A 21168-nucleotide genomic window follows, 5' to 3' on the forward strand; every position below is an offset into this window, starting at 1 on the left:
TCCGGTCCTCATCCCGTTCCTTTTTGCAGCCATTTTGTTGTTTTTCCCGAAAAAAGTCAAAGCACAGCGAATTACGGTAATGATTGGACTTTTATTGGCACTAGCTTCAGCTATCGTCCTATTAGTAAAAGTAAAAACAGATGGTGTTCAAACAGTTACGCTTGGTAGTTGGGCACCTCCGTTTGGAATCACAATGGTTTCTGATATGATATCGGTTTTATTGGTCCTGTCTTCCCTACTCATCGCTATTTTCGTTGTATGGTATAGCTACACTTCCATTGGTGAAGATCGTGAAAAAGCTTTTTATTATCCAGCGATCATGTTCATGTTGACAGGTGTGAATGGTGCATTCACAACGGGAGATATTTTCAATATGTTCGTTTTCTTTGAAGTATTGCTTATGTCCTCCTATGTCTTGATCGTATTAGGTGGGGAAAAAGTTCAGTTAAGAGAATCTATTAAGTACATACTAGTTAATATCGTTTCCTCTTCTTTATTTGTTATTACTGTTGGTTACTTGTACTCTGTAGTTGGAACACTTAATATGGCTGACATTTCTATAAAACTATCGGAGATAGGACAATCAGGAATAGTAACAGTAATAGCTGTACTATTTTTGATAGTATTCGGTATTAAAGGAGCTATCTTTCCATTATTCTTCTGGCTTCCTGGTTCATACGCTGCTCCACCTGTTCCCGTCTTGGCGCTGTTCGGAGCACTACTAACAAAGGTAGGCGTATATGCTATCATGCGTACCTATACATTGTTCTTTACAACTGATATTGGATATACACATGAATTACTCATGGTCATTTCGATTATCACGATCATTGCAGGATGTGTTGGCGCTCTAGCATATTTCGATTTGAAACAAATCATTATTTATAATATTGTCATTGCAGTAGGTGTTATCTTGTTTGGTGCATCTATTATGAACAAAAGTGGAATGCTTGGTTCCGTATTTTATTTAATACATGACATCCTCATTAAAGGTGCCTTGTTTTTATTGATTGGGATTATTATTAAAATAACAGGCACATCCGATTTAAGAAAAATGGGTGGTCTTATGAAGCGCTATCCAGCACTGGCCTGGAGTTATTTGATAGCAGCATTTGGTCTAGCAGGTATCCCTCCATTAAGTGGATTTATCGGCAAACTTCTAGTTGTACAAGGTGGATTTGAAGGAGAATATATTTGGCAAAGTATATTTATTCTTGCATCAAGCTTAATTGTTTTACTTTCTGCTATCCGAATCTTTATCTATGCATTCTGGGGTGAAGATAAAGTTGGATTACATACAATTAGTCCAAAAACATACCGACAGTTATTGTTTCCGGCGATTACTTTAGTTGCTATAACAGTATTTTATGGTGTTGGTTCCGAATACCTTGTACCGTTTATGACAGATGCCTCAACAGTTTTACTAGATCCTTCCGTCTATACGGATGCTGTGTTTGGAGGGTTGAAATAATGCCATTTCAAATTTTGTTGAATGTATTTATAGCAGTAACGTGGATGTTCTTATCTGTGTCATTTAAACCTTCCACATTTATCGTAGGATATATTTTAGGTTTGCTAATGTTATTTATGGTTCGTAAATCATTTAGTACCAGATTCTATTTAGACAAAGTTTGGGCAGTTATTAAACTTACTCTATTATTCCTTAAAGAGTTAACGCTATCTAACTTTTCTGTTTTAATGCTAATTATTAAACCAAAGATGCCTATACGACCTGCAATCTTTGCGATGCCCACTGTTCTTGAAAAGGATTGGGAAATAACACTATTATCGAGTCTCATTACACTAACACCAGGAACAATTGTAATTGATATTTCGGATGACAATAAAACCTTATATATTCACTCACTTGACTTTGAGGATATAGATGAAGCAATCCAATCAATACAAAATACGTTTGAAAAAGCAATATTGGAGGTGAGCAGATCATGACAACCTTTCTATGGGTTATTGTTGTCTTGATAAGTCTATCGCTTTTAGGCTTTTTATATCGCCTAGTGAAAGGGCCGACTACACCAGACCGTGTAATCGCATTAGATGCAATTGGAGTTGGATTGATTTCATTGATAGGGCTTATTTCCATTCTTTTTGATACTGGCTTTTTCTTAGAGGTTATATTACTCTTAGCAATCCTTTCATTCATAGGTACAGTTGCTTTTTCAAAATTCACGGAGAAGGGAGTAATCATTCAACGTGACCGTAATAGCTAATATTCTAATTATCGCTACCATATCTTTCGGAACAATCTTTATACTAGTTACTGCTATAGGTTTAATACGGCTTCCCGACACCTATTCACGTGCACATGCGGCTTCTAAGAGTGCGACACTAGGGGTTATGAGCATTCTACTTGGTGTGTTCTTTCACTTTTGGCTCAATGAGGGTCATTTTAACTCCCGTATACTACTTGGAATAGTCTTTCTTTTCATAACAGGTCCTGTTGGTGGTCATATGATGGGTAGAGCAGCTTATTTATCCGGGATAAAATTATGGGATAAATCAGTACGTGATGATCTTGCAGAAGTAGTAAAGAAAAGAAGAGAAAATCAATAGAAACAAGAAAAGCTTTTGCAATACGCAATACTTTGCGTTTGCAAAAGCTTATTTTTTTATTAATAACCACCATAATAAGGATATGGATAATACGGATATGAATATGGATATGGATAGTAAGGATATGGATAATAAGGCTGTCTATACCCCCCAAAACCATAACCTAGCGAAGAACCGAGTAGTCCTCCAAAAAAGCCTCCTAGTAATGGACCTCCAAAGCCACCAAAAAATGGACCCCCAAAACCACCTCGATGAAATCTTACCATGCTGCTCCTCCTTTCATCTCAGTGTATGCGTTTGGGGTTTTCCTGGCTGAGTGCTTTGCCTATTCTTCCTCCGCCATTCTCTCAATTAATGTAGCAAGTGTACGAACCATTACACCAGTCCCACCTTTTGGACCTAGATCATGTGCAGACTTTGTATCGGAAGTACCAGCGATATCTAAATGAATCCATGGTGTATCCTCTACAAACTCTCCTACAAATCCACCACCAAAAATCATATGGCCATCTCCACCTGGTGAATTATTTAAGTCTGCTACATCGCTCTTACGAATTCGTTTTTTATCATTTTCAGTTAATGGTAATCTCCATGTAAATTCACCTGTTTCAATAGAGGATTCCATAAACGTTTCAAAAAACGCTTCATCATTTGTAAGTGCACCTGTCTTATCGTACCCAAGTGCTGTAATTACTCCACCTGTTAATGTCGCCACATCTACAATATAATTTGCACCTTGTTGTTTTGCATAGGTTACTGCATCTGCTAAAACTAATCGACCTTCAGCATCTGTATTTAAAATTTCAATTGTTTTACCACTCATGGACGTGATCACATCATCTGGTTTGAACGCATTGCCAGAAATCATATTATCTGTAGAAGCAATAACAGCAATAACGTTCTTATTTGGACGAAGCTCTCCTATTATTTGCATAGCTCCTAGTACTGCAGCAGCACCACCCATGTCGCCTTTCATTCCAACAATACCTGTTTTTGTTTTTATCGAATAACCACCAGTATCAAATGTAATTCCCTTACCAACTAAAGCAACTACATCTTCCCATTCTTCAGTAGCTTGATATTTCAATACAATTAATCGAGGCTCTTCTACAGAACCTTGGTTGACTGCGAGAAGTGCACCCATGCCAAGCTCTTCTATTTCTTTTTTACCTAAGATCTCTGTTTCAAAGTCATATGTATTGCCAAGTTCTCTTGCATATTCGCCTAACTGAGTAGAAGTAAGAACATTACCAGGAGTATTCACTAATATTCTCGCCTCATTAACAGCATCCGCATAAATAGAACCTATTTCAAAGTATGATACAACTTCATCCGACTCTTCCTGCGTTAAAAGCTCAATAGCTGGCAAATAATAATCTGGTACATTTGTGGTTGTTTTATATCCTTCAAATGTAAAAGAACCCATTCCAATTCCCTCTGCTGCCAAGTATGCAATATCCGCATCTAAAATCGATTCATTTGCGAAAGAAGGTATCCAAATTGCTAATGATTCTGGCTTACTCGATAAAAGCTCCTTACCAACAAGTCCAAAGACTTGACGAAGTTTGTCTTGAGTTAGCTGCTTACGATCTCCAATTCCAACAAATAGAATTCTTTTGACACCGTCTTTGCCTGCAACAGGAACTTTTACAACTTTTTTAAGCTCAGAAGATATGTCTCCACTTTTGATCCAGTCCGTAATATGTGAGCCGAAGCTCTCTAAAAAGTCGCTCCAATTGCTTATATTTTCTACATTCTTGGAAACTGCTACTACTAAGGTTTCTGATTGAACTTCCTCAAATAAAACAGCGTTCGTACTAATGATCATTATTTTTCCTCCTAATAATTCGGATACATTTTTATTATATAGGAAGTACTTACATTTTTCGAATTGTTTGAATGTGTTATACTAGTCTTACTTAATGTTTAGAAGAAAGGCGGTGTCTACTTTGGCAATCCTCCAGAACACTCCATTATTGGCTGCACTTTTTTCCATTTTCTTTGCTCAATTTGTTAAAATTCCAATACATTTTTTAATAACAAAGAAAATAGATTGGAAGTTATTTACTTCTACCGGTGGAATGCCTAGTTCTCACTCAGCTGCTGTAACTTCCCTTTGCACTGCAATTGCTTATGAAACGGGGCTAGATTCTCCAATATTTGCAGTCTCCACAGTATTTGCTGTTATCGTTATGTTTGATGCAACTGGCGTTCGTTTTCAAGCAGGACAACAAGCAATAATGATCAATCAAATGAGAGTGGATTTCCAGTTATTTGTTGAGCAAACAAAGGGATGGGCAAATAAGAAGAATGAAGAGAAAATAATCGAATTAAAAACCCTTTTAGGACACAAACCAATGGAAGTTTTCATGGGTGCACTTACTGGTATATTGATCTCGATTTTCATTTACAACACCTTTGAATAATTAAAGATGGATATTCATAAACGTAAACAAGTTCTACACAAGAAGAGCAAAAAGCAACCACTATCGTTGGATACGATAGTGGTTTTTTATTTGTGGTTACATTAATCTTCATTGTAGATATATGAAGATGTAAAAGAGGACAGTATTAATATTTGAACTTGAAAAAACCGTATTTGCTGAGCTGCTGCTCGCTACTTCTGAAACTCCGCAGGGTCTATTAAATATGAAAGAGACAGGTCTCTAAGCAAAATATAAAGGATGACCTATTTTACAGGTCATCCTCCAATTAAAACATTTGATATCCATTTTTTCGAAGATATTTAATAACAAAACCTGCAGCAATTGCTCCCGCTAAACCACTAGATAAAATAATAATATCTGCTGTATGGAGTGAGATTATTTTATTTCCCAACGCAGAAAACGCTTCTCCTGCTTTTGTAAAGTAATCAAAAAATCCTACTTCATCAATAATGAATACAACAACAAGTGGATATAAAAATGCCACAAACCAAGTCATTCGTAATAGCATGTTTACTAAAAAGGCGATTCCGAAAAACATGACAAAAAATATAAGAACCGAGAGTATCATTTGTACTAGCATAAAATCTTGCATAATCTATTACCTCCGTAGTATCTCTAAATAGTTTACCTTAACGGAGGCTAGTATTCAATGTACATCTGCGTATTCACTCATTTGTCATAAATTTCATTCATTTTTTTCCCGATCCATTACAACGCCCGCAGGTTTCAGAACCACCTAGTCTCAATTGAAAATAGCCTTCTCCCTTACAGTATGGACAATGGTTGGAATTTCCTTCTTTTTTAAATTTCTTCATTTGAATCGCCTCCTAACATTATCTATTCTTAATATTCAGATAATATACCATATAACTAATATGTTGTAAATAAAAACAAATATTTTTTTGGACAATAGCTACTAAAAAAATAGCTTGTAGCTACTATAACCAAATACATCACCAGGATTAATCCCTTCAATGGTATTAAACCCATCTTCTACTTTTTTTGATGCTAGCTCATGAATCATCACGGATGCGTCTTTATCTACTACTAATTCATTTGGATGAATCCACTTTACTTCATATAGTTCAGAAAGCTGAGCCTGTAAAATCGGTTCTTTCTCATTCGGTATCAATAAAAAAATGGCCATATTATCGCTTATTTTATGATGAATAACACCACTTCTAAAGCCAACCATCTTCCGAACAGTACAATCTACACCAGTTTCTTCTTTCACCTCTCTTCGAACAGCTTCATCTACTGTTTCATCTTTGTTTACAAAACCCGCAGGAAAAGACCATCGACCATGAAGACCTCCATATCTTTTCTTTACAACTAACCATTCCCCTTTATCATTAACTACTATACCTGCAACACCCAACCAAATATTTCCTCTATCCTCTCTTGCCATAAAAAAATCTCCTTTAAAAAAGCTCTCACTGTAATTATACATACAGTGAGAGCTCATCGAAATCAAATGATATTATAAAGTAAATTTACCTTTTTTCATTACAAGTGGAATTCCACCGATCATGTATAGTGCGCGGTTATCAATTACTTTTTTCATAATAGAAGCTTTTGTACCAGTTAGTTTTCTACCCATTACATCACCAATTGCGTCGTGCTCACCAAGTGAACATACTGTTCCTTTAAGAGCTGGAACGAACTCTTCTGTATCATTCCCTTTGATAAGCGATACAATATTTTTCGCGATAGTAACAGCTTGTTGCATTGCAATTTGTGCTGTTGGTGGGTATGGACGGTTAATCTCTTCATTGATAAGAAGAGCACAGTCCCCAACTATAAATACATCTGGGAAACCAGGAGCACGCATATCTTTCTCTACTTTTACGCGTGCGCGCATGTTTTCAATTCCTGATGATTCGATTAAGCGATTTCCTCGAACTCCAGCAGCCCATACAACAGTACCAGCTTTGATGAATTCAAATTCTTCTTCGCCTTTTTTAATCTTAACGCCTTCAGGAGTTGCTTCTACGACTGGTGTACCAATAGAGAATTCAATTCCTTTTGCCTCTAATTGTCTTACTGCATATTCTACTAATTCAGGATCAAATCCTGGAAGTACCATTGGAGCAGCTTCAACACAAACTACGCGGACTTTTTCTTTTGGTACATCATATTCTTTACAAAGTTCAGGAATACGATTTCCTAATTCACCTAAAAATTCGATTCCAGAGAATCCAGCTCCACCTACAACAATCGTTAAGCGTGTATCATCATGCACTTCTTCTGTTGACCATGTAGCAAACTGATATTCAATGTGATCACGAATTTGGCGAGCAGCATTTACATTGGCAATGGAAAGAGCATACTTATCTAAGCCAGGAATTCCGAAAGTTTCTCCTTCAAAGCCTAAACCGATTACTAAGTAATCATATGTATACTCACCAGCGCTAGTTGTAACTTTTTTCGAATTAACGTCAATACCATCAACTGTAGCTTTTACAAAGTTTACTTTGCTTGAGTTGATAACATCCTTTACATCATAACGAACTTGATCTGGACGAAGAGTACCAGCAGAAGCTTCATGTAACCATGTTGACTCATAATGGTAATCATTTTTATTTACAAGTATAATATCTGCTTCATCTGTACCTACTAATTTCTGAAGGTTAACTACAGTAGATAATCCACCATAACCTGCACCTAATACTAGAATTGTTGGTCTTTTCACGAAGATCGCAACCACCTTTAATATATTTTTTATAAGATACTTCTGATTATACATCAAGAAATTCTTTACTTTTGTCTAGTTTCCGACAAAAAAACTCTTAATTCCTATATTAGACCTTTTAGCACACTATTTCAATACATTGTTACCTTATTGTAAATTTGAGAATTTACTGAAAATTAACATTTAAAAAAGAGCATTTTCTCCTGTAAGAAAATGCTCCGAAACTTTAGACAGACTCGAATTTATTTATATATTGGATAGCAGTTTTTCCTAAGCTTACCGCTCGCTTTCCGCGGGCGAGCGCCGAGCCGCTTGGGGCAACAGGATGTTGGTCATGCAATCGTTGCCGCAGGACGCGGCGAACTTAGATTGCCTTCCTCTAAGACGCTTCTGCAGGGTCTCGCCTGTCTCGCTTTTCCCGCAGGAGTCGAGCGGACGCTTTTCCAAACCAATAAAAGAAAGATCATCTTGAGTTAATAGAAAATCATATCAAAAAATCAAAATAAGAATGAGAGCAATTAATCAACTGCCTATTGTCTTCTATCTGAGAGCATTTTCTCCTGTAAGAAAATGCTCCCTGCTTAAATTAACAGTTCTCAGGTGTTCCTTCTTTTTTAGCAGTTCTAAACGACGAACCACATCCACAAGATGCGATAGCATTCGGGTTTTCGATGGTAAACCCACCACCCATTAGTGATTCTTTATAATCTATTGAAGTACCATTTAAGATAGAAGCATCTTCTGGTGAGACAACAATATCAATACCATGCTGATGTAGCTCTATATCTTCTTCCGTTTTATCCTTTTCAAAACCCATTCCGTAAGAAAGACCGCTACATCCACCACCATTAACTGCAATACGAAGCAAAGATCCTTCTTCTCCGTTATGCTTCATCATTTCCTTTACGCGGTAAGCTGCCGCTTCAGATAATATTACTACTTCTGCCATCTGAATCACCTTTCCTTCCTATTCTCTATCATATCAATGTTTTTACTATCTAGACAAGGAAAACCGCTTGAAGAATTACATCGCATTTCGTAAGCAAATAAAGTATAATAGAACTATTCAACAAGCCAATAAATGCAGTATAATAGAACTACTTAAGTCATGAGCGAAAAGAGGAAACATCATGGAAATTACTCCGTATTATCAAAAAGATATAGAATGTTTACACTGCAAAAAGAAATTTAAATCTACAAAAGTACGCTCAAAATTTATTAAAGTAGAAAGTCATGAAACGGACTTTCAACCTATTTATCAAAATAAGGAAGTGAATCCACTCCTCTATAATATTTTTGTTTGTGAGCATTGTGGTTTTTCTTTTACAGAAGATTATACAAAATACTTTGCCCCTGGAGTAAAAGAAATTATTCAAACAGAGGTTGCTAATAAATGGGTTCCCCACTCTTTTGGAGAGGAAAGAACTTTGACAGAAGGAATCATGGCATATAAACTTGGAATACACTGCGGTACCTTAAAAAAAGAAAAATTTATTAATATAGCAGGTTTGGCACTTAGAACTGCTTGGTTATACCGTCTTCTACAAAATCATGAGCAAGAGCAGCGTTTCCTGAAGATAGCACGTGATCGATATGCCGATTCATATTCAAACGATGATTATAATGGCACACAAATGTCAGAAACTCGTGTGCTCTATTTAATAGCAGAATTATCTCGAAGAATTGGTGATATCGAATATGCTACACGATATTTTTCAAAAGTGATTGAAAAACAAAGTACATCTATCGAACCAAAAGTAATTGAAATGGCAAAAGAACGCTGGCAAGAAATACGTGAGAACAAAGAAAAAGAAGCCTTGAAGTAAGGCTTCTTTTTAACATGTCTTATTAAAATACTTGTTCTACTTCTACTACACCTGGAACTTCTTCCAATAGTGCACGTTCAATACCTGCTTTTAATGTAATCGTTGAACTTGGGCAGCTTCCGCAAGCTCCTAAAAGGCGTAGTTTAACAATACCGTCTTCAACGTCTACAAGCTCACAGTCTCCCCCATCACGAAGTAAAAATGGGCGTAATTTATCTAAAACTTCTTGTACTTGTTCATTTATTGTATCTGTCATATCTATCGACTCCTTTCGCTATAATCATTATAATGTGAAGTAAGAAAAAAATCCAATAAAGAATTCGAAGGAGAACTGTTCATATGACAACTCAAGCAATTAACATAGAAATCTTCGGTGCTGATATAATATGTGCAAGTTGCGTAAATGCACCATCCTCTAAGGATACATACGAATGGCTACAAGCTGCAATCGATAGAAAATTTCCAAATCACCAAGTAACATTCACTTATATCGATATTGAAAAGCCAATTGAGAATGAAAAACATCAAACCATTGCTAATAGAATTGCTGATGACGAATTTTTCTACCCTCTTGTTATGCTCAATGAAGAAATCATTGGTGAAGGATATATTCAATTAAAACCAGTATATGCAGCCCTTGAGAAGTATGGCTATGTTAGTGAAAAAGAATAGCAATAGATTTATAGATCGATTCACCAACTCATAAATTTTAAAGCTTCGAAGTGTTGATACTACCAACGCTTCGAAGCTTTTTAAAGTTCAAATATTCTCTTGTAGTGATATGCACCATATTCTATAGCGGGTTTTTATGGTGGTGTAAAGCCATATGTCCTTTTACTTCTGCTAGAGCTATAATTATTTCTTCCGGAACTATTAATGAATTGATCAATTCAGAATCGGTAAAATGATGCATGTGTAACTCACATGTAAAATTGTATTGTTTCTTTAGCTCATTGATTTTATTTAAATTTGTATCCGTAAGCACTACTTTTAATATTTGATCGATAAGTTGTTCAAAAAATAGATATGGACTTGAACTATATTTCCCACCTATTTGATAAATCCATGATGCACGGAGAGATGTTCCTGGAATAAGTTCTCTAGGATTTCCTCTGTACTCTGGTTCAAATGCTTGATAATGAGTAGGTATTACATCTAATAGCTTAGTTACATCCTTCGGGTTAAAATGTCCCTTTGGGTGACAATCAATGAGAGAACAGATCCAAAATCCTACATATAATACCTTTTCCATTATATCGCTCACTTTACCAAGTATTTTAGTACAGAGGTTTCGAGAAGCTATTATCCATTGTGTCGCTTATACATCCAAAGCAATCCTGATTTCATTAGTCTTGCGATACGACCTGTTACAGAAATATCTGCTAAGTAAGCAAATCCCTGTTTTTTACCAAGAGAGCCCATAAAGCCTTTAAGCTTAATTTCAGGCATGTTCTCTGGAAGAGCTTGTCCCTTCCAACGTGCTTGCAATACTTTTACAATCTGTTCTGCTTGTTCTTCCGCAAGTTGCGCACTTGGTGCAAAAGGAAGTGAAGCACAGTCCCCTACGACAAATACATTTTCGTAGCTTGGTAAATCATGATACTGTGTTAAAATGACACGACCCGATTTGTCTTTTTCGCCTGGTAATGCACGTACCGGTGCAGCAGGTTGAATTCCTGCAGTCCATACTACAACGTCTACAGGAATAACTTCTTGATGATTGTATAATTTATTTGGCTCTACCTTTGTAATATTTGAGTTGCTTACAACTTCTACATCGTTAGTATCAAACCATTTTTTCACGTATTTACTTAATCGTTCCGGAAAATCTCTTAATACACGTTCACTACGATCAAAAAGTTTGATCCTCAAATCTGGACGACTTTCACGAAGTTCACTTGCAAGCTCAATACCGCTAAGTCCCGCACCAACAATCCCAACTACTGAACCTGAAGGAAGTCCACCTAGTTTGTTGTATGTATCACGAGAACGCCCGATTGTCTGAATGCTATAAGTAAATTCATCTGCACCAGGTACACTATGATACTTATCTTCACACCCTAGACCTATAACTAGATCGTCGTATCCGACAGCTTGCCCATCTTCTAATAAAACTTGTTTACTATCTACATCAATTTCTAAAACTTCTCCATACTTTATCGTTAACTTTCCGCTTTCCGGAAATGCTACTCGAATTTCATGATCAGAAGCTGTACCAGCTGCTAACGCATAAAACTCAGTCTTTAAACTATGAAATGGCGTTCGGTCAATTAATGTGATTTCTACATCATCTGGTAAGTTATTTGGCAATAAACGAAGTAAAATACGCATATTACCATATCCTCCACCTAACAATACTAACTTTCGCATATTATATCCCTCATCTCTAAATGTCACTTCAAATTATAAATGATTGTGATGGATTTCACAATAAGACTTCTACATTGACGAATGAATAAAAAAAGAGTAGCATGACGAAGTAGTGAGGTGACAGCTATGAATCCAATGGTTGAATTTTGCATAAGCAACCTTGCAAATGGTTCACAAGAAGCTTATGATATTTTAGAACAAGATCCGAATTTAGATGTATTAGATTATGGTTGTTTAAGCTATTGCTCATTGTGCTCTGAAACTTTTTTCGCTATTGTCAACGGCGACGTTGTCGAAGCAGACACTCCAAGTGAACTTGTTACAAACATATATAAATACATTGAGGAAAATCCTTTATTTTAAAAGACTGCGAGCAATATCGCAGTCTTTTTTTATATTATCCATTCACATAATGATTCTAAAAAATACGTTGGTTGAGCAATTTTTTGTCGTACTTCTTCCGTACTGTTTACACCACTATTTACATGCACTGTATGAATACCCATATTAATGCCTGTTAAAACATCTGTAAGATAATTGTCACCAATCATAACCATTTCTTCTTTTTTATACCCAAATTGTTTTTGAATATACTCTAGCATAAATGGCTGTGGTTTTCCCATAAACAAAGCATCCACCCCAGTGGAGTATTCCACCAATTTAGTAAAAGCACCATTCCCAGGAAGAAAACCCCTTTCGCTAGGAAATGCGTGATCACTATTCGTTGATAAGAAAGCAGCTCCTGCACGAACTGAAAGACAAGCAATTGCAAACTTCTCGTAATTGATTTGTCGATCGATTCCCATCACAACAACTTCTGCTAAATCATCTGTTCGCATAATTTGTTTAGACTCTAGTGCATCTTGTAAGCCACTTTCTCCTATCATAAAAACAGATTTTCCTGGAAAATGTTCTTCTATATAATTAGCAGCAGCAATTGATGAAGAGACAATATGATCCGTTTCCGTGTGAATATCCATCTTTGCAAGCTTTTGCTGTAATTGTTTTTGAGTCATGGATGAGTTATTCGTCACAAAAAAAGGTTCTATACCTTTTCCTTGTAAATAGTGAATGAACTCAACTGCCTCTATAATCGGCGTTTCTCCTCTATAAACTGTGCCATCTAAATCTAAACAGTATGCCTTATAATTGGACATTGGAATCCTCCGGTAAAAATGCAGAAACTGGGCCAAGTTCATTCACTAAGTAGTTTTCTACTTTCACTGGAAATTCCTTCAAATAAGTAATGTTTGATAAGAGAACTTTATATAATTGTGTATCATTGACTGAGTGAAAATCACGGACAAGTACTTTTCTAAATTCGATAACCTCTTTTAAAGGAGCATCCATTTCTGCTGTTATAACTTTTTCATCCGTCAAAATATCAATAATATCATCATAACCACCTGGGTCTCGCATAATGAACCCATCGATCATTGAATTGCCCACATCAATAATAGACTCAATAATATTATGACCTACACGTTCAAGAGCCAATTTTGAGATTTGGTCATTGTTCCAATCTGTTTTAGTTTCCAATAAATCAAGTAAAGTTTTCATGTGAGTTAAAGTAGTTGCGATTTTTTTTCGATCCACAAAATACATCGAAATGCCTCCTAGTTTTTGTTCAGTTGATATTGTCTTCTATTCTATAGTACCATAATTGAGAGGTAGGAAGGAGTGTCACAAGATGGAACGGTTTTTCTTATATGATGATGTGGAAGATACTAAAACAAGATTTGTAGGATTCACAGGCGAATCACAACGCTATGACTTGGCTGTCCTACAAAGCTCTCGTTTTTTTGGTAAAGTTCTTGTGATGGATATCCAATACGGAAGAGCTGCAATACTTGGACCAGACGATTTGGAAGAACCAGGATATCTAGAACACGTATTTAATAGAACAGAAGAAGAAGCTAAAGAATTAAGAGATTACTTGAGTGAATTACTCAACTAAAAAACCTTGAGTCTAGATCATCATTGATGATCTTGCTCAAGGTTTTCTTGTATCTGTTCAACTGTTTCAACAACCGGTACTACTTTAGGTGCCACTCCAGTTTTCTTTACTAAAAAATAGGCACAACCAAAGTTACAATACTCATATAAATAGTCTTTCATTGTACTTATTTTTGTATCAAATGTAGCTTTATGGTTTCTATCTTCAAAAAAGCCCTTTAAACGAAGCTGACCATAGCCCCAGTCACCCATTATAAAGTCATATTTGGACAATATTTCACTATATCTTTCTAAAAAAGCTTCTTCCTTAAAAGCTTCTCGGTAATCTTCTATGACTTCATACGTATATCCTTCTGCAATAATCATTTGATCACCATCCATTAGCTATTTTGAGTAGCTAGTAGTTCCTCACCTTGTGCTTGTCTTTGTTTTGCTGCAGCATTTACTTGCTCATCCGCATGATAACTACTTCTTACAAGTGGACCAGCTTCACAGTGAGAGAATCCTTTACTCATTGCTATTTTGCGAAGTTCACCAAATTCAGCTGGTGAATAATACTTTTGTACTGGTAAATGTTTTTTCGTTGGTTGCAAGTATTGACCGATTGTCATAATGTCTACGTTATTTGCACGTAGGTCATCCATAACTTCTAAAATCTCTTCATGTGTTTCTCCTAATCCTAACATTAAAGAAGACTTAGTAGGTATATTCGGTTGCATTTCTTTAGCGCGGCGCAACAGTTCAAGTGAACGGTCATATTTTGCTCTTGCACGAACTCTTGGAGTTAAGCGGCGTACCGTTTCAATATTATGGTTTAAAATATCTGGTTTCGCATCCATAATATTACGAATGTTTTGCTCAATCCCACCCATATCAGAAGGTAACACTTCAATAGTTGTAAATGGATTTTTCCGACGAATCGCACGAATAGTTTCTGCAAAAACTTCTGAACCACCATCTTTTAAGTCATCACGGGCAACAGCTGTAACAACAACATGCTTTAAGTTCATAATAACTACCGAATCAGCTACACGTTCAGGTTCTGCTAAATCTAGCTCATTTGGAAGACCTGTTTTGACTGCACAAAAACGGCAAGCACGAGTACAAACTGCTCCAAGAATCATAAAAGTAGCTGTTCTCCGTGATCCCCAACATTCATGAATATTTGGGCATCTTGCTTCTTCACAAACTGTATGTAAATTATTTTCACGCATTAACTTTTTAAGACCTTTATAGTCCTCATTTGTATTTAACTTTATCTTTAACCAATCTGGTTTGCGTTGATGCTCTGATTTCGTTGGTTTACACGATGTCACTTCATATCGACCCCATTCTTTAAACTAACTACACTGTTGTCAATGTAACATATTATTTTAATTCAAACAACCTTCTCATTCCTAGTTTAACGCATGCTTATAAAAAAACAGAGCTAGTTTTAGCCCTGTTTAAAGTCTTCTTTTTTTGATTTAAAATTCCACACTAAAAACAAGATGATTAGGATCAATACAACCGATACGAATCCTATAATAACAGATCCAGTTAAACCTAATATTAAATAACCGAAAGCAGCTATTACTGCGCTAATTATGGCATATGGCAATTGTGTCATGACATGATCTATAACATTTACACCAGCCCCTGTTGCTGACATTATTGTTGTATCGGAGATTGGTGAACAATGATCACCAAAAACCGCTCCTGCTAAAACAGCAGACAATACAGGAAGCAATAGCTCGGGTTCTATTTCCATGATAATGCTAGCACCAATAGGGAGTAATATTCCGAAAGAACCCCATGATGAACCTGTTGCAAAAGCCATGATCGCTGTTAGGACAAATAGTAAGACTGGAATTACTCCAACCGGTATATTGTTTTCAGCAACTAAGTTGGCTAAATATTGGCCAGTTCCAATAGATTCGATTAAAAATGATAATGACCATGCAAATATTAAGATGAAAATTGCTGGTAACATGGAACTTATTCCAGTAACTAAAGCTTTCCAAATAAAATTAATCTTTGCTGTTGGATTATATTTTAGCTGACGTAAGTATAACAATACAGCGAGTATTGTAGCTAATAGTCCACTAATAAATAAAGAAAAAGGAACATCCGTATTTTCAAAAATTACAAATATATTGAGTTCTTGATTTGAGTTTTGATAACCTGTCCAAAACATAGATACTAGTGTTATCACAATTAATGTAATTATTGGTAATACCAAGTCCTTAACTTCTCCATATTTGTTTTCTGGAAAATTACCTTGTAGCTCACCTGGATTAGGTTTACTTGTGTCGAATAACTTCCCTGTTTCTTTTGCAATCTTTTCATGCTTCCTCATTGGCATTAGATCAAAGTCAGTCCACGCCATAAAGAAAACGATGGCAAGGGTAGCAATAACATAAAAGTTCATAGGAGCCATTAACATAAAAGCTTCAAGAGGTGTATAGGAAGTAACCGCATGAGTTGCAAAAATAACACCCAATTGGCTTATTAAAAATGCTCCCCAACTTGAGACGGGCGCTATTACACACACTGGGGCAGATGTAGAATCAATAAAATAAGCTAATTTTGCTCGTGAAACGCGATGACTATCTGTGATAGGTCTAGCAATTTGGCCAACTGCTAAGGCATTAAAATAGTCATCTACAAAGATAATTATTCCTAGAAACGCTGTCAGTAATTTGGAGCCTCTTCTAGTTTTGATTCGTTTAACAGCCCAAGCCGCAAAAGCTGTGCTTCCACCAGACAAACCAACTAAAGCAGTAATAATACCTAAAAATAAGATAAACAATAAAATGTAAATATTAGATGTGTTTAAACCTTCATCCCAAAAAGATACTTTAAATGATTCCCATAGCAATAGTAAAGAATCTACCGGGTCAAAGCCTTCTACTAAAAGAGAGGCAGATACAATACCAACTCCGAGTGATAATAAAACTCTTTTCGTTACAAGAACCATAATGATTGCTAATAATGGTGGTAGTAAAGAAAATATAGTACTTTCCAAAATAGTTTCCTCCTTTTCAGGCGGAGGCACAGAACAGTAAAAAAAAGGCCAACCAAAAAGAATGGCTGGCCTCTACTATAGAATTCAAGATTACACTTTCATTCATACTCTGTAGCTCACCATTAATATGATTCCATATAAATGGCAGTGTTATTCCTCTTTAAAATAACCCCAACTAAATGTTATAGGACATAAACATTTAATTTCGGCATTGCTTCCTTTCCTAAACGATCTACGTTGTCATCCTCACGTATAGTACTATTAAGCAATGCAGCCTCTACCTATTCATTTTGCATCTATTACTTTAACATCAAAAGTAAGCTCTTGCAATCATTCTTGTTTTGGTAGATTTATTGGTACTTCGACAGAAGGAGGGTTTCCACCTTCCCCTTTTGTATAAATTTGTGGAACTTGACCTTGAATTAAACCCATTGCGACCGGAATCCTTTGTTCGACCGTACTCATCTTACTAGCAAGTGGAACAATTATTTGGACGTTTACTTTTAATAGAATACTTATCTCTACAAAGGCATTGTTTATTCCAAACTCATCAATACTTTGTTCAACAGTTGATTGAACGTTTCCAATTACATGAAATCGAATGGGAATCTTTGGACCTAAGTTTCCGATTAGAGGTATATTAGCTGCCTGCCCCATTGGTACAAAAAATACGACCCCACCTTGATCTTCCATTGTTTGTTTATCATACTCAATATCATCTAAATAAGGTAAGCTTGATAGATTACCCTTTTCTGCTTGCTCTAAATGAGATTGCACTAAACTTTGGGTATCAGACAAAACTCGATTAATAATTTCCGTGTTAAATTTTGTCGTCACCATATTATTAGCACTTTCGGATGGAACATGCTCAATAATGTCATTTACATCTAACACATTAGCAATTCTAGTGTTAATCGCTTTACTTATCACCATGGAAGCAATTTTGTTCGTTTGTACCTCTGCATATTGCAGATAAGTTGGAGTTAAGCGAGCATTGATCCAATAAAACAAACCCGCTACAGAAAGGATAAAGCAAGCTAGAAAAATGGCTAATTTACGCTGCATATTTAAAAACTTGATTCTTTTCTTTTTACGATAGAACAACAAAAAAAAATCCCCCTAGTTATTTATATGTAACTGGAGGATTTTAAATGACTATATTTCATTTTTTTGACCGTACCACTTTAACACGTCCCGTATGAATTCAGGCATAAAATACTGCTTCGTCGCAAATTTAAAGGCTGGAAAGAAATAGCCAAACGTGAACATATCTAGTGTTGCAAGATAATAGGTTTTTTCAAGTTTAACGAGTTCTCCTTTTACGTATACATCGCCTGCTTCATCCTCGTATAGTTGGTTAAATTGCATAGCACCCAAATATTTCCCTCTGAATCCTAAACCTTTTACTTCAAGAAGGGGCCACTTTTCATTTTTGGATAACTCAACGGTTTCCATCAATTCTGCTCCAGTTAAACTTACAACACATGGATTAATGGGATGAGGAAGAAGTCTATGCAAATCACCAGCAGTAACAATCCCTTTTTGTAAATCGGTTAAGAAAATGCCTGCTGGGAACATGGCACAATCAGCTCCTGTAAAAGCTAGTAATGCATTAGCAAAGAAATCAGACATACTTGATGAATGGAACCAATCTTTCTTTAATAATGTTTGATTCGCAAAAAGTGGGTAAGCTAGTTTGCTTTTTCCAATATGCTCCCAAGTTTCTAATTGTTCCGCATTATTCTCAGGGATTTGCAGCGTTTCTATTGGATAAAGAACAGCTTTTTTAGAAGTAACTTCCCTAAGGTTATGGTCAAATTCTATTGTAACTTTCCCTACAAAGGCTCCATACTTGCCAGCAGCGGCCTGCAGCGTACCATTCAGCATTTTTCCCTCATCAAAAAAATGATGTGTGTGAGCGCCAAAAATTACATCAATTTGCGGTATTTCCTCTGTAATTATTTCGTCTTGGGACATACCAAGGTGTGACATACATAGAATGATATCTACTTTATGCCGTATTTCTTCACAAACTTCTTTTAGTCGATTGATCGGATGCTGAATATGCCAACCTAACTTTTCATAATAAATTCCAAAGTCTGCTGTAGCAGCTACAACTCCAATATGAATTCCAGAGGCAGTTTTGTGAATTTTATATGGGAGTATCCATGATGGAATGATGCCATTTTGATCTGTAAAGTTCGAAACAACCACTTCAAAATTTGCATTAGCATACATACTGTCTAATTCTTCATGACTAAGAGTAATACCTTCATTATTTCCAATGGTGACATAATCATAACCAGCTTCATTTAGTAAATCTACATTTCCTCTTCCCAAAGTACCTTCAGTAAAGGTATTAGATCGATCAATATGGTCACCAATATCTAAAATGAGATATGAATCATGTCCTTCATGCATTTTTTGTCTATCGGAGAGAAACTGATGTATAGTCGGCCAGTTTTCTAAATGACTATGCAAATCATTTGTATGATAAATATGAATAGTTTCTCTCAACATAAACCCACCTTTTTGATTTTACATAAGACCAGCTATAATGGATCGAACTCCTAATAATAGCAAAATAATTCGCAAAGCAACGACAAGCGTATCCGAATTAAGTTTTTTATTTAATCTGGCACCCAATTTCGCGCCAATATAAGCTGCAGGAATAACTGGTATCGTATAAAGCCACGGCACATTTCCAAGGGAGATATGCGTTATAGAATTGATGATGGAAGATAAAAATACCATAAACATAGACGTAGCCACTGCCACATGTGGTGGAAATAAAAATAAAAGGATCATAGCAGGAACAATGATGGACCCTCCACCAATTCCAAATAATCCAGATGCGAATCCTACACCAAATGTTAACAGGATGGCAAACCAAATTGGATATCCATAAACATATGTATCTTTATCATCTGTGAATGTCTTTGTGCTACCATTTTCAACAAACCACTTAACTGGTTTTAATCGATCTCTTACAAGCAGAAGGGTTGATAGAATAATAAGTAAAATACCAAAATATAAATTAAAGGATGGTAAATCTAACCCTTTATTTACCCATGCTCCTAAAATCGTCCCTGGAATACTTCCTATAAAAAATATAAATCCGCTTTTAAAATCAACCGTCTTCGTTTTCATGTAAGAAAGTGTGGACGATAGACCAGTGAAAATCATCATAATCACAGATAGGCCAACCACACTTTGAGGTGTGATATTAGGTATTAAAGCAAGAGTCGTTCCAAAAAATAATACAGCTGGCACTAAAATTACTCCGCCACCTAAACCTACTAATGCTCCAACTATTCCGGAGAAAAGACCAGCTAAAACTAGTATAATCCACTCCATTATATCCCTCCATCAAATAAATCTAATTGTTTTGGAGCTAAACCTTCAAATTCTATTCCAAGCATCTGTTGAAAGGTTTTTGCATTTTTTGCTGCATGCCCACCAGAATTATTATTAAATAATACCACTACTTCTTTTGTGTTAGTATGTAATTCCTCGCAAATCTTTTGAATGTCAAAAAGTTCTTCTTTATTATAATCATATAAATAACGTACTTCTCGCCATTTTTCACTATCCCCTGGATTTATCCATCCATATGTATTTCTCCCATGGAGTCTCACAAGTACTTTTTCTGAAGTGCAAATAGGAATTAAAGGGACACACCCTTCCCCTACTTGTGGCTCATCACAGATCGTATGATGAAAATGGTTATCTTTTAGAAACTGAATAGTCTGATCTTTAATAGCATGCGTATACCACGATTGATGACGAAACTCGATTGCTACCTCAAAATCTTTTAGCTCTGCTCTCACTTTATATAAATAATCAACATTTTCTTTTTTACATTGAAACCATGGAGGGAATTGAACTAAAACCATAGACAGCTTTCCACTTTCCTTGAAAGGTTGAATGGACTCCCGATACCGATCAAACATATCCTCTAGTGAATCAAAAGGAGATTCCCCTCTAAGATGACCTGTAATACCTTGATATGCCTTTACGATAAATTGAAAGCTATTTGGAGTTTCCCTTATCCACTTTTCAACGTTCCTATAGGAAGGTATTGCATAAAAAGATGAATCCAATTCAACTACTGGAAAATGGGCACTATAATCTTGTAATTTTTCTTTCGGAGAAGATAAATATAAATCTGTGTGATCTCCCCATCCTGTCAAACCAATTTTTATCATGCATTCACCCCACTATTTATCATATCATTAACTACATGTTAGAGCTAAATTAAAAAAGACAGCAGAGGTTCATTTTACTCAACCCTGCTGC

At 35.9% G+C, this 21168-nt stretch carries 27 protein-coding genes, 1 pseudogene and 1 riboswitch; of the genes and pseudogenes, 9 read left to right on the forward strand and 19 right to left on the reverse strand.

Annotated elements, in window-relative coordinates; translation table 11 throughout:
* Positions 1-37: 37 nt before the first annotated feature.
* Genes P2Q73_RS00840 through mnhG form a run of 4 tightly spaced genes read left to right on the forward strand, consistent with a single transcriptional unit; the run spans position 38 to position 2571 of the window.
* The gene (locus P2Q73_RS00840; RefSeq protein ID WP_481747127.1) at positions 38-1471 is read left to right on the forward strand and encodes a Na+/H+ antiporter subunit D; all 1434 of its coding nucleotides are present in this window, start codon (positions 38-40) and stop codon (positions 1469-1471) included.
* On the forward strand, positions 1471-1950 hold the full coding sequence (locus P2Q73_RS00845) for a Na+/H+ antiporter subunit E (RefSeq protein WP_053588519.1): 480 nt from the start codon (positions 1471-1473) through the stop codon (positions 1948-1950). The genes P2Q73_RS00840 and P2Q73_RS00845 overlap by 1 nt, the downstream gene beginning before the upstream one ends.
* Positions 1947-2228 carry a Na(+)/H(+) antiporter subunit F1 gene (locus P2Q73_RS00850; RefSeq protein WP_053588518.1) on the forward strand — a complete coding sequence of 94 codons (282 nt, stop codon included), beginning with the start codon at positions 1947-1949 and terminating at the stop codon, positions 2226-2228. Before P2Q73_RS00845 ends, P2Q73_RS00850 begins: the two co-directional genes overlap by 4 nt.
* A complete protein-coding gene (gene mnhG / locus P2Q73_RS00855) occupies positions 2212-2571 on the forward strand; it encodes a monovalent cation/H(+) antiporter subunit G (RefSeq protein WP_275782896.1) in 360 nt (119 codons plus the stop codon). The genes P2Q73_RS00850 and mnhG overlap by 17 nt, the downstream gene beginning before the upstream one ends.
* A gap of 59 nt (positions 2572-2630) precedes the next feature.
* Here mnhG and P2Q73_RS00860 read toward each other — a convergent pair whose 3' ends face one another.
* Together P2Q73_RS00860 and P2Q73_RS00865 are read right to left on the reverse strand one after the other, a co-directional pair.
* A complete protein-coding gene (locus tag P2Q73_RS00860; protein ID WP_053588516.1) occupies positions 2631-2837 on the reverse strand; it encodes a hypothetical protein in 207 nt (68 codons plus the stop codon).
* Between the two features lie 59 nt (positions 2838-2896).
* Complete coding sequence (locus P2Q73_RS00865) at positions 2897-4399, reverse strand: leucyl aminopeptidase (RefSeq protein ID WP_275782899.1); 1503 nt, start codon at positions 4397-4399, stop codon at positions 2897-2899.
* A gap of 121 nt (positions 4400-4520) precedes the next feature.
* On the opposite strand from P2Q73_RS00865, the gene P2Q73_RS00870 reads away from it, so the two are divergent.
* Positions 4521-4997, forward strand: a complete 477-nt coding sequence (locus tag P2Q73_RS00870; RefSeq protein WP_056832781.1) for a divergent PAP2 family protein — start codon at positions 4521-4523, stop codon at positions 4995-4997.
* 286 nt (positions 4998-5283) lie between these two features.
* Here P2Q73_RS00870 and P2Q73_RS00875 read toward each other — a convergent pair whose 3' ends face one another.
* The 5 genes from P2Q73_RS00875 to P2Q73_RS00895 all read right to left on the reverse strand — a co-directional run bounded on the left by P2Q73_RS00875 (position 5284) and on the right by P2Q73_RS00895 (position 8659).
* On the reverse strand, positions 5284-5610 hold the full coding sequence (locus P2Q73_RS00875) for a YuiB family protein (RefSeq protein WP_053588513.1): 327 nt from the start codon (positions 5608-5610) through the stop codon (positions 5284-5286).
* Between the two features lie 97 nt (positions 5611-5707).
* Positions 5708-5833 carry a YuiA family protein gene (locus P2Q73_RS00880; RefSeq protein WP_172794406.1) on the reverse strand — a complete coding sequence of 42 codons (126 nt, stop codon included), beginning with the start codon at positions 5831-5833 and terminating at the stop codon, positions 5708-5710.
* A 101-nt stretch (positions 5834-5934) separates the two neighbouring features.
* Positions 5935-6426: an NUDIX domain-containing protein gene (locus P2Q73_RS00885; protein WP_053588512.1), complete on the reverse strand. Its 492-nt coding sequence runs from the start codon at positions 6424-6426 to the stop codon at positions 5935-5937.
* 72 nt (positions 6427-6498) lie between these two features.
* The gene (locus tag P2Q73_RS00890) at positions 6499-7710 is read right to left on the reverse strand and encodes an NAD(P)/FAD-dependent oxidoreductase (RefSeq protein ID WP_053588511.1); all 1212 of its coding nucleotides are present in this window, start codon (positions 7708-7710) and stop codon (positions 6499-6501) included.
* A gap of 586 nt (positions 7711-8296) precedes the next feature.
* Positions 8297-8659, reverse strand: coding sequence for a HesB/IscA family protein (locus P2Q73_RS00895; protein WP_053588510.1), 363 nt, complete (start codon positions 8657-8659; stop codon positions 8297-8299).
* A gap of 181 nt (positions 8660-8840) precedes the next feature.
* On the opposite strand from P2Q73_RS00895, the gene P2Q73_RS00900 reads away from it, so the two are divergent.
* A complete protein-coding gene (locus P2Q73_RS00900; protein ID WP_275782906.1) occupies positions 8841-9536 on the forward strand; it encodes a DUF2225 domain-containing protein in 696 nt (231 codons plus the stop codon).
* 22 nt (positions 9537-9558) lie between these two features.
* On the opposite strand, the pseudogene P2Q73_RS00905 reads toward P2Q73_RS00900, so the two are convergent.
* Positions 9559-9777, reverse strand: a pseudogene (locus P2Q73_RS00905) (NifU family protein); the annotation flags it as partial.
* 98 nt (positions 9778-9875) lie between these two features.
* On the opposite strand from P2Q73_RS00905, the gene P2Q73_RS00910 reads away from it, so the two are divergent.
* Complete coding sequence (locus P2Q73_RS00910; RefSeq protein WP_275782908.1) at positions 9876-10208, forward strand: YuzD family protein; 333 nt, start codon at positions 9876-9878, stop codon at positions 10206-10208.
* Positions 10209-10329: 121 nt separating this feature from the next.
* Here the strand turns inward: P2Q73_RS00910 and P2Q73_RS00915 are convergent, their stop codons facing one another.
* Together P2Q73_RS00915 and P2Q73_RS00920 are read right to left on the reverse strand one after the other, a co-directional pair.
* On the reverse strand, positions 10330-10788 hold the full coding sequence (locus tag P2Q73_RS00915) for a DUF4279 domain-containing protein (protein WP_275782910.1): 459 nt from the start codon (positions 10786-10788) through the stop codon (positions 10330-10332).
* 50 nt (positions 10789-10838) lie between these two features.
* Entirely contained in the window at positions 10839-11906 is a 1068-nt protein-coding gene (locus tag P2Q73_RS00920; RefSeq protein ID WP_275782912.1) for an NAD(P)/FAD-dependent oxidoreductase, read from the reverse strand.
* A 126-nt stretch (positions 11907-12032) separates the two neighbouring features.
* On the opposite strand from P2Q73_RS00920, the gene P2Q73_RS00925 reads away from it, so the two are divergent.
* On the forward strand, positions 12033-12269 hold the full coding sequence (locus tag P2Q73_RS00925; RefSeq protein ID WP_056832774.1) for a YuzB family protein: 237 nt from the start codon (positions 12033-12035) through the stop codon (positions 12267-12269).
* Between the two features lie 29 nt (positions 12270-12298).
* On the opposite strand, the gene P2Q73_RS00930 is transcribed toward P2Q73_RS00925, so the two are convergent.
* Positions 12299-13063, reverse strand: coding sequence for a TIGR01457 family HAD-type hydrolase (locus P2Q73_RS00930; RefSeq protein WP_053588503.1), 765 nt, complete (start codon positions 13061-13063; stop codon positions 12299-12301).
* On the reverse strand, positions 13050-13511 hold the full coding sequence (locus P2Q73_RS00935) for a DUF86 domain-containing protein (protein ID WP_053588502.1): 462 nt from the start codon (positions 13509-13511) through the stop codon (positions 13050-13052). The genes P2Q73_RS00930 and P2Q73_RS00935 overlap by 14 nt, the downstream gene beginning before the upstream one ends.
* Positions 13512-13596: 85 nt before the next feature.
* On the opposite strand from P2Q73_RS00935, the gene P2Q73_RS00940 reads away from it, so the two are divergent.
* A complete protein-coding gene (locus tag P2Q73_RS00940) occupies positions 13597-13863 on the forward strand; it encodes a DUF3055 domain-containing protein (protein WP_053588501.1) in 267 nt (88 codons plus the stop codon).
* A gap of 20 nt (positions 13864-13883) precedes the next feature.
* Here the strand turns inward: P2Q73_RS00940 and P2Q73_RS00945 are convergent, their stop codons facing one another.
* The 7 genes from P2Q73_RS00945 to P2Q73_RS00975 form a co-directional block, all read right to left on the reverse strand.
* Positions 13884-14228, reverse strand: a complete 345-nt coding sequence (locus P2Q73_RS00945; RefSeq protein ID WP_053592054.1) for a YutD family protein — start codon at positions 14226-14228, stop codon at positions 13884-13886.
* 14 nt (positions 14229-14242) lie between these two features.
* Positions 14243-15178: a lipoyl synthase gene (gene lipA, locus P2Q73_RS00950; RefSeq protein WP_053588500.1), complete on the reverse strand. Its 936-nt coding sequence runs from the start codon at positions 15176-15178 to the stop codon at positions 14243-14245.
* 119 nt (positions 15179-15297) lie between these two features.
* Complete coding sequence (locus P2Q73_RS00955; RefSeq protein ID WP_275782917.1) at positions 15298-16869, reverse strand: Na+/H+ antiporter NhaC family protein; 1572 nt, start codon at positions 16867-16869, stop codon at positions 15298-15300.
* A 104-nt stretch (positions 16870-16973) separates the two neighbouring features.
* Positions 16974-17157, reverse strand: a riboswitch (Lysine riboswitch).
* Between the two features lie 42 nt (positions 17158-17199).
* On the reverse strand, positions 17200-17976 hold the full coding sequence (gene yunB / locus P2Q73_RS00960) for a sporulation protein YunB (RefSeq protein WP_481747128.1): 777 nt from the start codon (positions 17974-17976) through the stop codon (positions 17200-17202).
* 48 nt (positions 17977-18024) lie between these two features.
* A complete protein-coding gene (locus tag P2Q73_RS00965; RefSeq protein ID WP_275782919.1) occupies positions 18025-19389 on the reverse strand; it encodes a bifunctional metallophosphatase/5'-nucleotidase in 1365 nt (454 codons plus the stop codon).
* An 18-nt stretch (positions 19390-19407) separates the two neighbouring features.
* Complete coding sequence (locus tag P2Q73_RS00970) at positions 19408-20226, reverse strand: sulfite exporter TauE/SafE family protein (RefSeq protein WP_275782921.1); 819 nt, start codon at positions 20224-20226, stop codon at positions 19408-19410.
* Complete coding sequence (locus P2Q73_RS00975) at positions 20226-21077, reverse strand: DUF72 domain-containing protein (protein ID WP_275782923.1); 852 nt, start codon at positions 21075-21077, stop codon at positions 20226-20228. The genes P2Q73_RS00970 and P2Q73_RS00975 overlap by 1 nt, the downstream gene beginning before the upstream one ends.
* Positions 21078-21168: the final 91 nt, after the last annotated feature.

This window comes from Bacillus sp. Cr_A10 (assembly GCF_029222665.1).
Taxonomy (GTDB): domain Bacteria; phylum Bacillota; class Bacilli; order Bacillales_A; family Planococcaceae; genus Psychrobacillus.

Bases quoted from the DNA above. Each gene is read 5' to 3' on its own strand.
- P2Q73_RS00860 (WP_053588516.1), bottom strand. From the start codon at position 2,837: ATGGTAAGATTTCATCGAGGTGGTTTTGGGGGTCCATTTTTTGGTGGC.
- P2Q73_RS00965 (WP_275782919.1), bottom strand. From the start codon at position 19,389: ATGTTGAGAGAAACTATTCATATTTATCATACAAATGATTTGCATAGT.
- P2Q73_RS00875 (WP_053588513.1), bottom strand. From the start codon at position 5,610: ATGCAAGATTTTATGCTAGTACAAATGATACTCTCGGTTCTTATATTT.
- P2Q73_RS00900 (WP_275782906.1), top strand. From the start codon at position 8,841: ATGGAAATTACTCCGTATTATCAAAAAGATATAGAATGTTTACACTGC.
- P2Q73_RS00910 (WP_275782908.1), top strand. From the start codon at position 9,876: ATGACAACTCAAGCAATTAACATAGAAATCTTCGGTGCTGATATAATA.
- P2Q73_RS00920 (WP_275782912.1), bottom strand. From the start codon at position 11,906: ATGCGAAAGTTAGTATTGTTAGGTGGAGGATATGGTAATATGCGTATT.
- P2Q73_RS00915 (WP_275782910.1), bottom strand. From the start codon at position 10,788: ATGGAAAAGGTATTATATGTAGGATTTTGGATCTGTTCTCTCATTGAT.
- P2Q73_RS00930 (WP_053588503.1), bottom strand. From the start codon at position 13,063: ATGTCCAATTATAAGGCATACTGTTTAGATTTAGATGGCACAGTTTAT.
- P2Q73_RS00940 (WP_053588501.1), top strand. From the start codon at position 13,597: ATGGAACGGTTTTTCTTATATGATGATGTGGAAGATACTAAAACAAGA.
- P2Q73_RS00885 (WP_053588512.1), bottom strand. From the start codon at position 6,426: ATGGCAAGAGAGGATAGAGGAAATATTTGGTTGGGTGTTGCAGGTATA.
- P2Q73_RS00975 (WP_275782923.1), bottom strand. From the start codon at position 21,077: ATGATAAAAATTGGTTTGACAGGATGGGGAGATCACACAGATTTATAT.
- P2Q73_RS00865 (WP_275782899.1), bottom strand. From the start codon at position 4,399: ATGATCATTAGTACGAACGCTGTTTTATTTGAGGAAGTTCAATCAGAA.
- P2Q73_RS00880 (WP_172794406.1), bottom strand. From the start codon at position 5,833: ATGAAGAAATTTAAAAAAGAAGGAAATTCCAACCATTGTCCATACTGT.
- P2Q73_RS00945 (WP_053592054.1), bottom strand. From the start codon at position 14,228: ATGATTATTGCAGAAGGATATACGTATGAAGTCATAGAAGATTACCGA.
- P2Q73_RS00925 (WP_056832774.1), top strand. From the start codon at position 12,033: ATGAATCCAATGGTTGAATTTTGCATAAGCAACCTTGCAAATGGTTCA.
- P2Q73_RS00845 (WP_053588519.1), top strand. From the start codon at position 1,471: ATGCCATTTCAAATTTTGTTGAATGTATTTATAGCAGTAACGTGGATG.
- P2Q73_RS00970 (WP_275782921.1), bottom strand. From the start codon at position 20,226: ATGGAGTGGATTATACTAGTTTTAGCTGGTCTTTTCTCCGGAATAGTT.
- P2Q73_RS00935 (WP_053588502.1), bottom strand. From the start codon at position 13,511: ATGTATTTTGTGGATCGAAAAAAAATCGCAACTACTTTAACTCACATG.
- P2Q73_RS00895 (WP_053588510.1), bottom strand. From the start codon at position 8,659: ATGGCAGAAGTAGTAATATTATCTGAAGCGGCAGCTTACCGCGTAAAG.
- P2Q73_RS00850 (WP_053588518.1), top strand. From the start codon at position 1,947: ATGACAACCTTTCTATGGGTTATTGTTGTCTTGATAAGTCTATCGCTT.